Origin of the sequence: Lentibacillus sediminis, from assembly GCF_002763455.1 — a bacterium.
GTDB lineage: Bacteria > Bacillota > Bacilli > Bacillales > Amphibacillaceae > Lentibacillus_D > Lentibacillus_D sediminis_A.
The window spans coordinates 24,856-38,099 of record NZ_NIXK01000007.1 but is presented as its reverse complement, the minus strand read 5'-3'; the positions used below and the strand labels follow the sequence as shown (position 1 = coordinate 38,099).

15 protein-coding genes and 2 other annotated features are annotated in these 13,244 nt (G+C 47.2%); of the genes, 10 read left to right on the top strand and 5 right to left on the bottom strand.

Annotated elements, in window-relative coordinates; all coding sequences use genetic code 11:
• Window position 1: 1 nt before the first annotated feature.
• Genes trpD through trpE form a run of 3 tightly spaced genes read right to left on the bottom strand, consistent with a single transcriptional unit; the run spans window position 2 to window position 3,006 of the window.
• Window positions 2–1,024, bottom strand: a complete 1,023-nt coding sequence (gene trpD / locus CEG13_RS12425) for an anthranilate phosphoribosyltransferase (protein WP_100012217.1) — start codon at window positions 1,022–1,024, stop codon at window positions 2–4.
• Window positions 1,008–1,613, bottom strand: coding sequence for an anthranilate synthase component II (locus tag CEG13_RS12420; RefSeq protein ID WP_100012216.1), 606 nt, complete (start codon window positions 1,611–1,613; stop codon window positions 1,008–1,010). The genes trpD and CEG13_RS12420 overlap by 17 nt, the downstream gene beginning before the upstream one ends.
• Window positions 1,597–3,006, bottom strand: coding sequence for an anthranilate synthase component I (gene trpE / locus CEG13_RS12415; RefSeq protein WP_100012215.1), 1,410 nt, complete (start codon window positions 3,004–3,006; stop codon window positions 1,597–1,599). Before trpE ends, CEG13_RS12420 begins: the two co-directional genes overlap by 17 nt.
• Before the next feature lie 75 nt (window positions 3,007–3,081).
• Window positions 3,082–3,351, bottom strand: a binding site (T-box leader).
• A 42-nt stretch (window positions 3,352–3,393) separates the two neighbouring features.
• Window positions 3,394–3,634 (bottom strand) — a binding site (T-box leader).
• 124 nt (window positions 3,635–3,758) lie between these two features.
• Between trpE and CEG13_RS12405 the strand changes: the two genes are divergently transcribed.
• Together CEG13_RS12405 and ddlA are read left to right on the top strand one after the other, a co-directional pair.
• The gene (locus CEG13_RS12405) at window positions 3,759–3,950 is read left to right on the top strand and encodes an SHOCT domain-containing protein (RefSeq protein WP_100012214.1); all 192 of its coding nucleotides are present in this window, start codon (window positions 3,759–3,761) and stop codon (window positions 3,948–3,950) included.
• A 102-nt stretch (window positions 3,951–4,052) separates the two neighbouring features.
• Window positions 4,053–5,156, top strand: coding sequence for a D-alanine--D-alanine ligase (ddlA, locus tag CEG13_RS12400; protein WP_100012213.1), 1,104 nt, complete (start codon window positions 4,053–4,055; stop codon window positions 5,154–5,156).
• Window positions 5,157–5,198: 42 nt separating this feature from the next.
• Here ddlA and CEG13_RS12395 read toward each other — a convergent pair whose 3' ends face one another.
• Window positions 5,199–5,759, bottom strand: a complete 561-nt coding sequence (locus tag CEG13_RS12395; protein ID WP_100012212.1) for a nitroreductase family protein — start codon at window positions 5,757–5,759, stop codon at window positions 5,199–5,201.
• Window positions 5,760–5,936: 177 nt separating this feature from the next.
• Between CEG13_RS12395 and CEG13_RS12390 the strand changes: the two genes are divergently transcribed.
• The 8 genes from CEG13_RS12390 to CEG13_RS12355 all read left to right on the top strand — a co-directional run bounded on the left by CEG13_RS12390 (window position 5,937) and on the right by CEG13_RS12355 (window position 11,736).
• Window positions 5,937–6,182: a hypothetical protein gene (locus CEG13_RS12390; RefSeq protein ID WP_100012211.1), complete on the top strand. Its 246-nt coding sequence runs from the start codon at window positions 5,937–5,939 to the stop codon at window positions 6,180–6,182.
• 8 nt (window positions 6,183–6,190) lie between these two features.
• Window positions 6,191–6,427: a hypothetical protein gene (locus CEG13_RS12385; protein WP_143469674.1), complete on the top strand. Its 237-nt coding sequence runs from the start codon at window positions 6,191–6,193 to the stop codon at window positions 6,425–6,427.
• Window positions 6,428–6,674: 247 nt separating this feature from the next.
• Window positions 6,675–7,694 (top strand): PTS sugar transporter subunit IIC, encoded by a 1,020-nt coding sequence (locus tag CEG13_RS12380; protein ID WP_100012209.1) that lies wholly within the window; start codon window positions 6,675–6,677, stop codon window positions 7,692–7,694.
• 103 nt (window positions 7,695–7,797) lie between these two features.
• Window positions 7,798–8,070, top strand: a complete 273-nt coding sequence (locus CEG13_RS12375) for a hypothetical protein (protein WP_100012429.1) — start codon at window positions 7,798–7,800, stop codon at window positions 8,068–8,070.
• A 290-nt stretch (window positions 8,071–8,360) separates the two neighbouring features.
• A complete protein-coding gene (locus CEG13_RS12370; protein ID WP_100012208.1) occupies window positions 8,361–9,269 on the top strand; it encodes an RluA family pseudouridine synthase in 909 nt (302 codons plus the stop codon).
• A 222-nt stretch (window positions 9,270–9,491) separates the two neighbouring features.
• Window positions 9,492–9,944 carry a DUF2269 family protein gene (locus CEG13_RS12365; RefSeq protein WP_100012207.1) on the top strand — a complete coding sequence of 151 codons (453 nt, stop codon included), beginning with the start codon at window positions 9,492–9,494 and terminating at the stop codon, window positions 9,942–9,944.
• Window positions 9,945–9,968: 24 nt separating this feature from the next.
• The gene (locus CEG13_RS12360) at window positions 9,969–11,099 is read left to right on the top strand and encodes an MFS transporter (RefSeq protein ID WP_100012206.1); all 1,131 of its coding nucleotides are present in this window, start codon (window positions 9,969–9,971) and stop codon (window positions 11,097–11,099) included.
• Window positions 11,100–11,193: 94 nt separating this feature from the next.
• Window positions 11,194–11,736, top strand: coding sequence for an HD domain-containing protein (locus tag CEG13_RS12355; protein WP_100012205.1), 543 nt, complete (start codon window positions 11,194–11,196; stop codon window positions 11,734–11,736).
• Between the two features lie 376 nt (window positions 11,737–12,112).
• Here CEG13_RS12355 and CEG13_RS12345 read toward each other — a convergent pair whose 3' ends face one another.
• Entirely contained in the window at window positions 12,113–13,159 is a 1,047-nt protein-coding gene (locus tag CEG13_RS12345) for a D-alanyl-D-alanine carboxypeptidase family protein (RefSeq protein WP_100012203.1), read from the bottom strand.
• Window positions 13,160–13,244 lie beyond the last annotated feature (85 nt).

Below are 13,244 nucleotides of genomic sequence, written 5' to 3'. Positions count from 1 at the left end.
GTTACACCTCGCTTGGAATTTTTTTACTGTAGCTGATTAACTGCTCTAGGCGTTCATTGGCTGCATCGGAAGCAATGCTTTCTCTTGCCCTTGCAATGCCATCGGTGATCGTTTCTGCTGCACCTGTAGCAAAAATGCCGAGTCCCGCATTGAGCAGGACGGTATCGGTGTAAGGCCCTTCGCTGCCGCTTAATACATTTTGCAAAATCGCTGCATTCGCTTCGGCATCCCCGCCCCGAATCTGCTCATTCGAATAGGCTGGCAGACCAACATCTTCCGGGTGAATCGACAGGTAGGTGATCTCCCCCTGATCCAGTATGGCAAGCTGATTCTCTCCGGCAAGGGAGGCTTCATCCATGCCACCTGCCCCGTGCACGACGACGGCGCGTCGCCTGCCTAATTTTTTCAAGGCTTCCGCGAGCATTCCTACCATGTCGCTTCGGTAAACACCGAGCAGCTGGGAGTCAAGCTCTACCGGATTCGTCAGCGGGCCAATAGCATTAAAGATGGTCGGCAGTCCCAGCTCTTTGCGTACTTTCGTGAACGGCTTTAAGGCCGCATGCACATGGGGAGCGAATAAAAAGGCGATGTTATTCTCTTTTAGCGCTTCCTCGACTTGCTGCTGTGTGAACGACAGGGAAATGCCTAAATGCTCGAGCACGTCGGCACTTCCTGTTTTGCTGGAAATGCTCCTGTTGCCATGTTTTGCAACAGGAATGCCCGCTCCGGCTATCACAAAGGCAGAGGTTGTGCTGATATTAAAACTGTAGGACTGATCGCCGCCAGTACCGCAGTTATCCATGGCGCTAGTGATGGTTGTTGCGCGAAAAGAAGACTGGGAGCGGACAGCTTCTACCATCCCAGCAATCTCCTCCGCCGTTTCCCCTTTTGAGCTTAATGCGGTTAAAAATGCCGAGATTTCCGTATCGGTAATAGTGTCGGAAAAACACTGTCCGGCTGCTGCCCTCATTTCTTCCACTGATAGGTTTTCTCTATGGATGAGTTTTTCAAGATATTGTTTCATAACCCTGCTCCTTTCTTTTTTTGATACTCTGGATGAAATTTTCTAAGATGTGCATGCCTGTCGCAGTGCCAATCGACTCCGGATGGAACTGGACACCATATACTGGTAAGCGGGTATGCTGAATAGCCATCAATTCGTTATCCTCTAAGGAGGTCGCTGCGTTTTCCAGCTGTGTGGGCAGGGACTGCGGATCCACTACGTACGAATGGTAGCGCATCACCTCAAGCGGCTGTGGCAGATAGCTGAATAGACCAGTTCCATTATGCGTAATAAGTGATGTTTTTCCATGTTTCAATACTTTTGCAGGGATGAGCCTGCCTCCGAGCGCTTCAGCGATTGCCTGCTGACCGAGACAGATGCCCAGGAGCGGTATTTTCTCATAAAACGTTTTGACCAACTCGATGCAAATACCCGCTTGAGCTGGCAGCCCGGGACCTGGAGAAAGGATGATTGCATCAGGTCCAAATGCTTCGATTTCCTCAAGGGTAATCCGATCATTCCGGACCACGTCAATCTCCTCGTTTAAGGCAGCAGCATATTGATAAATGTTATAGGTGAAAGAGTCATAGTTATCAATCAGCAAAATCAACGGCGTTCACCTCCATGAGTGCTTTTGCTTTGTTCAGCGTTTCCCGGTACTCCGCTTCCGGCACAGAATCATAGACTATTCCTGCGCCGGTCTGAAGATAGGCGCGCTTTTCTTTGATGACAAGGGAGCGGATCGCCAGCGCTATCGTTACATCATGTCGGAAATTGATAAACCCGACTCCCCCGGCATATACGCCACGTTTTTTCTCCTCCAGGTCATTAATAATCTGCATGGCGCGGATTTTTGGGGCTCCCGATACTGTGCCCGCCGGGAGACACGCCTTCAGTGCATCGATTCCTGTCACATCCTCCCGCAGCACACCTGCTGTTTCAGAGACAATATGCATGACATGCTGGTATTTTTCGATGTTCATATAGACAGGGAGGTGGATGCTGCCAATTTCACAGACACGGCCCAGGTCGTTCCTGCTTAAATCCACGAGCATCCGGTGTTCTGCTATCTCTTTCTCATCCGTCAGCAATTCTTTAGCCAGTGCTGCATCCTCTTCTGCTGTTCTCCCGCGCGGCCTGGTTCCGGCAATCGGGTTGGTCACCACCTCTTTTCCCTGCGTTTCCACCAGACTTTCCGGAGACGCCCCAAGCACTACATATTCAGCAAAATCAATGTAAAACATATAAGGAGAAGGGTTGGCTTTGCGCAGCTTTCGGTAAAAGGTAAACGGATTCCCTTCGAACGCCGCGGTCATGCGCTGGGATAACACAACTTGGAAAATATCCCCTTGCCGGATATGTGCTTTGGCCGTTTCTACTTTGTGCTTGAATTGTTCTTCGGTGATTTCCGGCTGGAAGTGGACGCTCCCAGATGTCTCCTGCATCTTCTCCGATTTTCCGTGCAAAACTCTCTCCAGCTGCTGCAGTCGTGCCTCCAGCACTGCTTCTTCCTCGTCGTCCGGGTTCATGCAGATCAAATGGAGCATCTCCTTAGCATGGTCGAACACGATGACATCTCTATAAATCATCAAGTGAGCGTCCGGCATATCAAGCTCATCCGGCAGTTCCCCGCCAATATCTTCAAATTGCCGGATCACATCATAGCTGATATACCCAACCGCTCCACCATAAAAAGGGAGGGGGAGATCCGCTTCCAGCTTCGGCAGCTGTTCTTGTAAATAAGCAAGCACATGCTGCTGTACAGTGGTCTCGGTGCCTGTTGAGTGATTTACCTCTGTTGTAATATTGCCGTTTCCTTTAAATTCCCGGTAAGGATCAGCAGCAATATAGGAGTACCTGCCTTTTTTCTCATGCTTGAAGGAACTTTCCAGCAGGCATTTCTTTTTCCCGGAAAGCCGTGTAAACAGCTCAACCGGTGTGAAAATGTCGGCATTATGCTTACTGTGTTTATAAGGGCTGGCTTGATTTTGCGCTGCTTTCATTTGCTCATTCCTCCTGTCCGTCTCCATGTGCTGTAAAATAAAAAAATCCCCTATACCCGCATTATTAATGCGAATATAGAGGACGATTGTGACCGCGTTGCCACCTCAATTGAAAAGAAAACTCCTTTTCATCTTAATCAGATACGGGAGCGCTCTATTTCCGAGCGTCCGATATCCTATCCGTATAACGGCGGAACACCGGATTTCCATACTTGCCCCATAAAAGAGGGGTTCAGGAAACCTCTTGCAAGTCCATTCAGCACAGCGCCGCATACCGGTATCCCACCATCACCGGCTCTCTTTGATGTTTTTGCTGTGCCTACTCCTCTTGCTTAACGATTTTGTCTGTATAAAATTTTTTCCAGAAAATACAAAAATCCCCCATCCGCAAAGGACGAGGGACCGTGGTACCACCTTTATTAACTGACAATCAGTTCACTTCGGCAACAAGAAGCGCACTTCCTGTTTGTCCCGGGTAACGATGGGACGAGATCGCCAAAGCCTACTAGATAACGGTTCGGTTTGGAAGCTCGGAAGTCCATTCATCTAATCCGCCACACTGGTTCGCACCGGCCACCAGCTCTCTAAAGTGTCTGAGTAGATTACTAATCTTCGTCATTGCTTATCTAAATTTAATTATTGAATCTTATGTTAAGGGAGGTCGGAGAAAAAGTCAAGAGGTTGAGCAAAATTTTTCCGAAATAGGCTTAAACCCAGACCAATCAGGAAATCGTAAAGAAGAGGTGAAAAAGATGCCAATGGAAGTAAGAATTGTACTGACAATTATTGTCCTGATTGTGATGGCTGTCATTCTGTTTCGTTTTCGCGCCGGAAAAGGAAACCCTGCGCGTCGGGATTCCCTGGAAATAATGAAAGAACGCATGGAAAAAGGGGAGATCAGCAAAGAAGACTATGAGGAGATGAAGCGAAAACGGGGAAAATAGTTCCTGTTTGCTGAGGGGCCCCTGCTGCGTAATTTTGCTTCTAAATACAAGCCGTTTTGTGCTATTTTAAGTGTATACGTATTTAGGAAGGGTGTCTCTAAGATGGCAAAGAAGAGAGTAGGAATTATTTTCGGCGGGAAATCCGCAGAGCATGAAGTCTCGCTGCAATCCGCCAAAAATATTGTGGATGCAATTGATACAGATAAATATGAACCGGTGCTGATTGGGATTGACAAAGAGGGAAGATGGCACCTGAATGATCAGTCTACCTATTTATTAAATGAAGAAAATCCCAAGCTGATCCAATTAAATAAGTCAAACGACAATATTGCGCTTATTCCTGGTGAGTCCGACAAGCAGCTGATCCATGCAGCAAACGCTCATCAGCTCGCACAACTGGACGTCGTGTTTCCGATTGTGCATGGGACGCTGGGTGAGGACGGAAGCCTGCAGGGAATGCTGCGTATAGCCAATCTGCCTTTTGTCGGTCCGAGTGTGCTGAGTTCTTCCATTTGCATGGACAAAGATATTGCCAAACGGCTGCTCACGGCTGCGGGCATCCGGGTTGCCAAAGGGCTTGCCTTCAAGCGCTCGCAGAAAAGCGCGATTGATTTTGAAAAAGCGGCTGCGGAATTGGGTACGCCGATGTTTATCAAACCAGCCAACCAAGGCTCCTCTGTCGGGGTAAGCAAAGTTTCGACAAAAGAAGAATTTGATGCAGGAATCGCCGCGGCATTCCAGTATGATCATAAACTGATTGTTGAGGAAAGCCTAATTGGTCGGGAAATCGAATGTGCTGTTCTTGGCAATGAGGATCCACAAGCCTCACAGTTAGGAGAAGTTCTGCCGCAAACGGAATTTTATTCATATGAATCAAAATACATTGATGAAAAAGGTGCCGACCTGGCAATCCCTGCTGACTTGACGGAGGACGAAGCAAAACGCCTGCAAGAAGCGGCGGTTGCTGCGTTCCAGGCACTGGAATGTGAAGGCCTGGCGCGCGTCGATTTCTTCCTAACCGAGCAAGGGGAAATTTACGTGAATGAAGTCAACACCTTGCCTGGCTTCACCAAAATCAGCATGTATCCCAAACTGTGGGAAATCAGCGGGGTGCCATACAAGGAACTGATTAACCGCCTGATCGACATGGGGATTGAGCGGCATGAACAGGACAACCAACTGAAGAGTACAGTATGGGAAGATTAAGGCAAAAAACACACCGCATGCCGTGCGCATGCGGTGTGTTTTTCAGCCTTCATACGTGGTGAATTTATCAGCAAGCTCGATACGGTCTTTTTTCGCAGGTTTTTCATCAAAATAACCGAGGTGCATAAAACCGACGATTTTCTCAGCGTTGCCCACCTGCAGAATCTTTTTCACTTGCACATCGTAAATATGCGGGTTCGTTTTCCAGACCACGCCAAGCTGCTTTTCCCAGGCAAGCAGCCAGAAGTTTTGAAGCATCGCCGCGGTGGCGCCATAGTTTTCATCCCATTGCTTCTGAAGTTCCGGCTCTTCCATCACCACAACAAGGATGGCATTTGGTTCTTTGAGGTAGTCTTCGCGATTTTGCTGTTTCTCTTCCGGATAGGTAGCAGCGACTTTGCTGGCGAACCCTGGAAGCTTGTCTGCTCCGACAAAGATGAATCGCCATGGTTGCCGCATGCCGTGTGTCGGCGCCCATATCGCGTCATTTAACAAGCCGCGGATAACTTTTTCTGTTACTTCTTTATTATTATAGCCCTTTTTCACCGCACGACGGTCGCGGATCAGGCTGGCTAAACTCGTACGCTGTTCAGTGGATAACATGTAGTTCTGCCCCTTTCACTGTAGCAACTGATAATTGTTTTCAATTAGATTGTAACGAATGCGTGGAAGAAAAGCAACTTTGGCTGGGGAGAAGAGGCTTTCAGTGATATTTACGATTGTCAAAAAAAGGCATACAATAAGTTATATAATGTCACATTAATGAAAAAGGTGGTCCTTATGAGACAAATAAATTTAGACGACATCAATAAAAATATCGAGAAATATAAAAGGGAAATAAACAAAGAAATTAGGATGGAACAAAGCAATAATGAGAGGTTCAGCACAAAGGAAAGAACGAAGGAAAGAACGAAGGAAAAACAGGAACTATTGGATAAGATTACTGAGGGAACCATCGAAAATGCTAAAGCTCAAGGGAAATTTAAATCAATTGGGGATAGGAGAATTTTTTATGACCCGTCTTGAGAAAGTATTTGGCAAATGGTAAATACATCAACGTCATTGGTATAGAGGATATCATTATTCACAGGTTGGAATCAGCTAACGTCTCTCATCCAATGAAACTTGTATGGTCCGATGATTATGGATGGGCAAGACGAATGTTCAGGATTCATAAAGACGACGGAAATATAATGGATAAAGAATATCTTATGAAAGAAGCTGAAAAAGTAAAGCTGGATAATATCATCAAAAAATGGATAAAGGAATAGGTCTTTTTCTTTTTCTTGGCAGATAAGAAAGTATATACTTTCTTATCCTGCATAAGCGCAACTAAGGCTTTCGCCATAAAGGCTTGGCGAAAAGCCAAGTTTTCTAAAAAATAAATTTAACAAAATGCAAAAAAAGGGGTTGATTTGTGAAATGATTAACGTAATAATGAATGAGGGGATTCTCTTCAGAAGCGAAGAGTTCATCTATATTATGTGAAATTATTCACAAAAGGGGTGGGAATACATAATGAAAGCGTTTCTAGAAAGGAAAGGGGTATCTCTTTCGATAAGAGAGTACACGATCACGGCATTAAGCTACATGGCTCTGGGCCTTTTTTCTTCGTTAATTATGGGACTTATTATTAAAACAATCGGGGAGCAGGTATCGGTATTATCATTCATGGTTGAAATGGGAGCGTTTGCCATGGACAGCAAGGTGATGGGCGGTGCTATTGGGGTGGCCATTGCCTATGGACTTAAAGCGCCGCCGCTCGTACTGTTTTCCGCCTTATTTGCCGGGGCGTTCGGGGCAGAGCTTGGTGGACCGGCCGGAAGTTACATATCGGCACTTCTGGCAACGGAAATCGGCAAAATGGTGAGTCAAACGACCCGGGTGGATATTATAATCACCCCGTTTGTTACCATCGCGGCAGGCTTTGCGGCTGGAAGCTTCATCGGTCCGCCGATTAACTCATTTATGATCGGTTTCGGTGATGTGATTAACTGGTCCACCGAACAGCAGCCATTCATTATGGGCGTGCTGGTCGCTGTGCTGATGGGGCTGGCGCTGACGGCACCGATTTCTTCCGCGGCTATTGCCATCATGCTTTCCCTGGATGGGCTCGCAGCAGGAGCAGCGACCATCGGCTGTGCGGCACAGATGGTGGGTTTTGCCGTCTCCAGTTACCGTGATAATGGATTTGGCGGATTTTTGGCCCAGGGGATTGGTACTTCCATGCTCCAAGTGGCCAATATTATCAAAAAGCCGATCATCCTTCTGCCGCCAACCATTGCCGGGGCAGTGCTGGCCCCGTTTGGAACAGTCTGGCTTGAAATGACAAGCAATGCGGAGGGCGCGGGTATGGGGACAGCCGGCTTTGTCGGTCAAATTATGACCCTTGAAACTATGGGGTTTTCATTTGGTGTGCTGTGGAGCATTTTGATTTTGCATATTATTGCACCGGCGATTATCAGCCTGGCATTGTCCGAGTGGCTTAGGAAAAAAGGCTGGATCAAACCGGGTGATATGAAGATTTCGTATGAATAGGGCTTTGGCGCTTTTTACGGCGGCAGCCTGATGTATAGTGCGAAAGGCGGAGGGAACGCTATATATGGAGTTTTTCACAATAAAGTTCACGGAGGCGACATATATGGCACAGGAGAGTTTGCATCAGCAATTGCAGCAAGCCAGCAAGCAATTACACGATGCTCAGGAGTTTGCCCGTCAGGCTCAAGGGTCAGATGCCAAACTGCTGGATCAGGCTGAACAGCAGCTGCAGCTGGCAGAACAGCAATTACAGATGGCCCAGCAGGCAGGAACAAAGGCAACAGAAAACCCGCAATTTCAGCAGGCTTATGAACAGCTACACGACACCCGCCAGCAGATTCAGGAAGCACAGCAGAATAATAATGATGTTTTATGAAGGAGAAGAGGTGCATGCCTAAGTGCATCTCTTTTTTATAGAACCCACATGAGGGTTAGTCAGTTAAACGTGATGACTTCATGGTATTATAAGATGGAGAGCAATATCTTATCAAGCAAAGGACAATTCAGCCCCCATTTCGAACAAGTTGCAACCTACTTGAAGATGATGCAGAATTATCTTAATGAACCAATTCCAGTAGATATCGATGTGAAGGACGAGGATTTAGGTTCCATTATATCGGTTAAAGGAACGATACGTATTATTTTTACATTAGAGGAGAGCAATTCATGTCTAAAAAGCAACAAAGAGCCAATAAGAAACAAGAACACTCATTGATTTATATAGTGAAAGAACAAACAGAACTGCTGCCCTTTCTATTGGAAATGATGAGGAACCGCAGCCGTAATTCGGTAAAATCGATCCTGACGCGCGGACAGGTAACCATTGACGACCATATTGAAACAAAACATAACTATTCTCTCCATCCAGGTCAAACCGTTACGATATTAAAAAATAAATCAGCTATAAAAGAAAATGCGCTAATCGGCATGTCCATTCTCTTTGAGGATGCCGATATCATTGTAATCAATAAGGATGCAGGTTTGCTTTCCATTGCAACCGAAAAGGAGAAGAATCAAACCGCTCATCATCAATTAATGGAGTATGTCCGGCTGGAAAACCCTGCGAACAGAATTTTTGTGGTGCATCGGCTGGATAAAGATACTTCCGGTGTCATGGTGTTTGCCAAAAGCGAGAAGATAAAGCGCATCCTGCAAAATAATTGGAAGAGTATGGTCAAGGAGCGTACTTACGTTGCGCTTGTAGAAGGTGAAGTAACAAAAACACAAGGGTATATATCTTCCTGGCTGAAGGAAAGCAAAACTCACCTGATGTATTCAAGTCAGACAAAAAATGACGGCCTGCATGCGATTACCCATTATAAAAGCATCCAAACCAATAAGGAATTTTCTCTATTGGAAGTACAGCTGGAAACGGGCCGGAAGAACCAAATTCGCGTGCATATGCAGGATCTTGGCCACCCCGTTGTCGGCGATAAAAAGTATGGGGCAAAGAAAAAAGCGATCGGCAGACTTGGATTGCATGCAAAAGTTTTAGCATTTAAGCATCCTTCCACAGATCAGCCATTGTTATTTAAAGCAGATGTACCGAAATCTTTTGTAAATAAATCAAAATAGCAAAATATACGTATAAAAGAAATCGCGATCCCCGCACCTCAAGTCGCGCGAAGATCACGCCGAATCGCGCGTCCCGCACCTCAAATCGCGCGAACATCACCTAAGTCGCGCACCTTCGACCCTAAACCGAGCAACCCCATAACCCTCCTTCCCCCATACTGTGCGCAACATCACAGCAAATCAGCCGAAAAAAGAGTATGATTAAGATGAAGGAGGCATATCATGGGTCTACACGAATTTTTAGTTTTCACTCATATCATATCAGCGATCCTAGGGATGGGTCCGGGGTTTATGATGATTCATGTAGTAAAAAATGCCGGCACCATGACGGAGTTAAGGCATGCCTACCAGATTCGCCATCAGCTGCATATTCCGGTCATGGTCGGGGGCACGCTGCTTTTAATCACGGGCTTGTGGATGGGTTTTCTTCAGCCCCATCTGTTCAGCCAGGGCTGGTATGGGACAAGCCTGTTTTTATTTTTGCTGGCACTGGCTGGCGGACCGTTCGTTATGTCACCAAGGTCGCGGCCTATTAAACGCTTGTTAAGGGAAACGGAAGGGGAAAAGATCCCGGAGGCATATTACACCCTGGCCCGCAGGCTGTTTTTTTATGAACGAATAGAAAACACGATATTTATTGTGATCATTGTCCTGATGATTCTCAAACCATTTTAATTAGAGAGAAAGAGGTTCGCTTGCATGACACGGATATTATATTTTGTTATTGTCGTTTCATTTTTAGATACCTTTATTCAGCTGCCGATTATTACGCCATATGCCTTGGAACTCGGCGCATCAGAGTTCCTGGCAGGTGCGATTGTGGCGGTTTATTCGCTTACCAATATGGCAGCCAATATTATTGGGGGCCATTGGATTGACCGGTTTGGCCGCAAGAAGATTCTCCTCTGGGGGATGCTTTCCGGAGCGGTTATTTTATTCCTTTATCCATTTGCCCAGACGGGAGAACAGCTATTTTTCATCCGATTTTTTCACGGAATCGCCGGCGGGGTGTTGATTCCCGCGGCATTTGCCTATGTCGGTGACCGGACGAAAAAGGGAGCCAGGGGGAAACCGATGGCCATCACCGGTGCAGCAATTGGCATCGCGGCGATTATCGGTCCGGCAGTTGGCGGTATCATGGCAGCCAGGGCGCAGATTGATTATGTTTTCATACTGGTTGCTGTGCTATTCCTGATAAGTTCGGTGCTAATTGTCCTGTTTGTCGAGGAATCGTTCGCCCCCGTGAACAGGAAAGGGATTGCTTTTCGTCACATCATTCCACTAATGAAACATCCGCTGCTTTTGCAGGCATCGCTGGCCGCTTTTGGACTGATGATCAGCAATGGTACACTGGCATTTGCTCTGCCGCTGAAAGTCAGTGAGATTGGCCTTGATTCGGCAACGACTGGAATGCTTTTGAGCACATTTGGCATCGTTGCGATTATAATATTTTTAACCCCGGCCAACCGGATGTATGAAAAATTCCGGCCCATTCACTTGGTCATTACAGGGCTTACGATTATCGGTTCTGTGCATCTTCTGCTTAATTTCATTGAGGTGCTATGGTTGAGTGTCGTGCTGATGGTGATATATGGGATCGGATTTGCACTGGTGTTCCCATCGATGAATCAAATTGTTTCCGATGTCTCATCAAAAGTGGATCGTGGGAAAGCGTATGGTATCTTTTATGCCTTCTTTTCCCTGGGATCGGTGGCTGGTTCTGCGATTTCCGGAGCGGCCGCTGAGCTGTTTGGCCTCCCGTTTACCTCCAGTGCTGCGATTATGCTGATTGTTGCTCTGACGCTGGTGTTCCTTTCCAGAAAAAGCTAGATTTGTCAGAGGCAAAAAAGGGAAAGAACAATTGCAATCGATGCCTAATCATGTTATAGTCGTAAAAATATTTTTGGAAAGGGAGGCGATTAGAATGAGTAAGGTAACATTGGAAGAAGTTTTCACCCATCCAATTACACAAAAATACTTGAAGCGATCTGGTGTGGCCCATGCCGTCGCGGTGGCGGAATTTGCTTATATTTTTGCCAAGCGGTTTGATGTCAATCCGGACTATGCGACCAAAGCTGCCCTCCTTCATGATGTTGGGCACTATACATGGTATCGTGACGGGGAATGGGATTATGATCTCTACCGGGAAAATGATATCCATGCGATCAAGGGAGCAAGCCGTGCGCATAAGCTGCTGATCCGAGTGGGAGAAGACCGGCATGCCGCCAAAGAGATAGCAGTCGCGGTTTTACTGCACACAGATTCTTATTTGCCGGCAGGAGAATTGCAGCTCAAACCATTGCAGCAGGTTGTTGCGCTTGCAGACGAGGCGGACGAAGAGGCTGGCGGCAATCATCATTATAAAACGATCGATGATCAAACGGCATTGGAGCGGATCCGTGCGTTGGACCGGCGAATTGATGGGGTTTATGCCCGGGATGTGGTGAGCGGTTTTTCTAATTCTTGATTGTCTTGCTCAGTTCGGGATGCTTGTCTCTAAGGAGAAACTCTGAATTCAGCGGGGTTCCCCTGAGATATAGCCGGTTTCCATGAATCCCATGCCCATTCCGCTGATTCACGACATGCTCCCCCACTGAACTCCCCGATACAACCACTCTCATTACCCGCCGAACGACCTCGGGCGGAAGTTCCCGCTCTGGGGTTGAAGTTCTCACTCTTGGGTTGAAGTTCTCGCTCTGGGGTTGAAGTTCCCGCTCTGGGGTTGAAGTTCTCGCTCTTGGGTTGAAGTTCTCACTCACGGCGGAAGTTCCTGCCCCTCGATGTTCAAATTCCAGAGATCTCGCCACAAAAAAACCTGCTCCCATGAACAGGTTATCCCACAATTATTCCACTTCACCCAAATACTCCTCCAGTGTAATACCTTCCTCGGCTATCGCCTGGGCCGCTTTTTCTCCGACATAGCGCAAATGCCATGGCTCATACTGATATCCCGTGATGTCTTCTGAGCCTTTTGGATAGCGGATGATAAAGCCGAAATCCGCTGCGTGGTCAGTAAGCCATTTGCCTTCATCCGTTTTAGCAAAATCCGTTGTCAATTGAAAATTCACTTCCGGCGAGGTAACATCCATGGTCAGCCCGGTTTGGTGTTCACTTTCCCCGGGACGCGCACTGAACTTATTGGCTGCTTTTTCACCGTGCTGTTCAGAATAGGAAGCAAATAGGTAATCTTGCCGGTCATAGGAACGGTAGCCGGATTGGGCAAATAGATCGAGCCCGGCTTCTTCTGCTGCGGCAAATAGCTCCTCCAAAGCGGCAGCTGCTGTCGCGCGCATTTGCTTTTTCGGCAAATCCTCGGTGAACGGAAAAGCTATATCTGGCACAACCATATCCTGCGGGGTATAATTCGCCGGCAATGCCTGCTGCTTGTTTACCAAAGCCAGCTGATCATAAGGATTCATTAGCATCCGGGTGTCGTCTCCTTCACCGCTCGCTGGTACGTCCTGCGGCAATCCGGCTCCGGCTTCGACTGCCTCACCGGCTGAAAAGACAGATTCCATCGCTGTCCTTGTTTCTTCGTTAAATACGCCGAGTGCGGCCAGATTTTCCTGCTGCAGCTGAAAGTCCGTCACGGCCCATGTAGTGATCTCATCATACATACCGTTTTCCGGAATCGAATAACCGATTTCATTTAATGCCCGCTGAAGCATTTTCACATCCTCACCCTGATCCAATTTTTGCAAGCCAGCTTCAGGGACTTGGACCGGATCCGTCTCAGGTTCAGGCTCTGGTTTTTCCGCTTCAGCTGGAGCAGTAGATTCTGCTGGCTCCGGTTCCGCCTGAGGGTCCCCAGTCTCTTCCAGCGCGCAGGCTGCCAGGGTGGTAAGCATCGCAGCCATTGCGAGAATAATAGATAAGTTCTTTATAGACATAGCATTTTTCTCCTATTGCATATATGATAGACAAACTGACTTATATTTTCTCATAGATTAGCTAATCGGGGCAATCATAGTTTTC

Bases quoted from the DNA above. Each gene is read 5' to 3' on its own strand.
- trpD (WP_100012217.1), bottom strand. From the start codon at position 1,024: ATGAAACAATATCTTGAAAAACTCATCCATAGAGAAAACCTATCAGTG.
- trpE (WP_100012215.1), bottom strand. From the start codon at position 3,006: ATGAAAGCAGCGCAAAATCAAGCCAGCCCTTATAAACACAGTAAGCAT.
- CEG13_RS12405 (WP_100012214.1), top strand. From the start codon at position 3,759: ATGCCAATGGAAGTAAGAATTGTACTGACAATTATTGTCCTGATTGTG.
- ddlA (WP_100012213.1), top strand. From the start codon at position 4,053: ATGGCAAAGAAGAGAGTAGGAATTATTTTCGGCGGGAAATCCGCAGAG.
- CEG13_RS12395 (WP_100012212.1), bottom strand. From the start codon at position 5,759: ATGTTATCCACTGAACAGCGTACGAGTTTAGCCAGCCTGATCCGCGAC.
- CEG13_RS12390 (WP_100012211.1), top strand. From the start codon at position 5,937: ATGAGACAAATAAATTTAGACGACATCAATAAAAATATCGAGAAATAT.
- CEG13_RS12380 (WP_100012209.1), top strand. From the start codon at position 6,675: ATGAAAGCGTTTCTAGAAAGGAAAGGGGTATCTCTTTCGATAAGAGAG.
- CEG13_RS12375 (WP_100012429.1), top strand. From the start codon at position 7,798: ATGGCACAGGAGAGTTTGCATCAGCAATTGCAGCAAGCCAGCAAGCAA.
- CEG13_RS12370 (WP_100012208.1), top strand. From the start codon at position 8,361: ATGTCTAAAAAGCAACAAAGAGCCAATAAGAAACAAGAACACTCATTG.
- CEG13_RS12365 (WP_100012207.1), top strand. From the start codon at position 9,492: ATGGGTCTACACGAATTTTTAGTTTTCACTCATATCATATCAGCGATC.
- CEG13_RS12360 (WP_100012206.1), top strand. From the start codon at position 9,969: ATGACACGGATATTATATTTTGTTATTGTCGTTTCATTTTTAGATACC.
- CEG13_RS12355 (WP_100012205.1), top strand. From the start codon at position 11,194: ATGAGTAAGGTAACATTGGAAGAAGTTTTCACCCATCCAATTACACAA.
- CEG13_RS12345 (WP_100012203.1), bottom strand. From the start codon at position 13,159: ATGTCTATAAAGAACTTATCTATTATTCTCGCAATGGCTGCGATGCTT.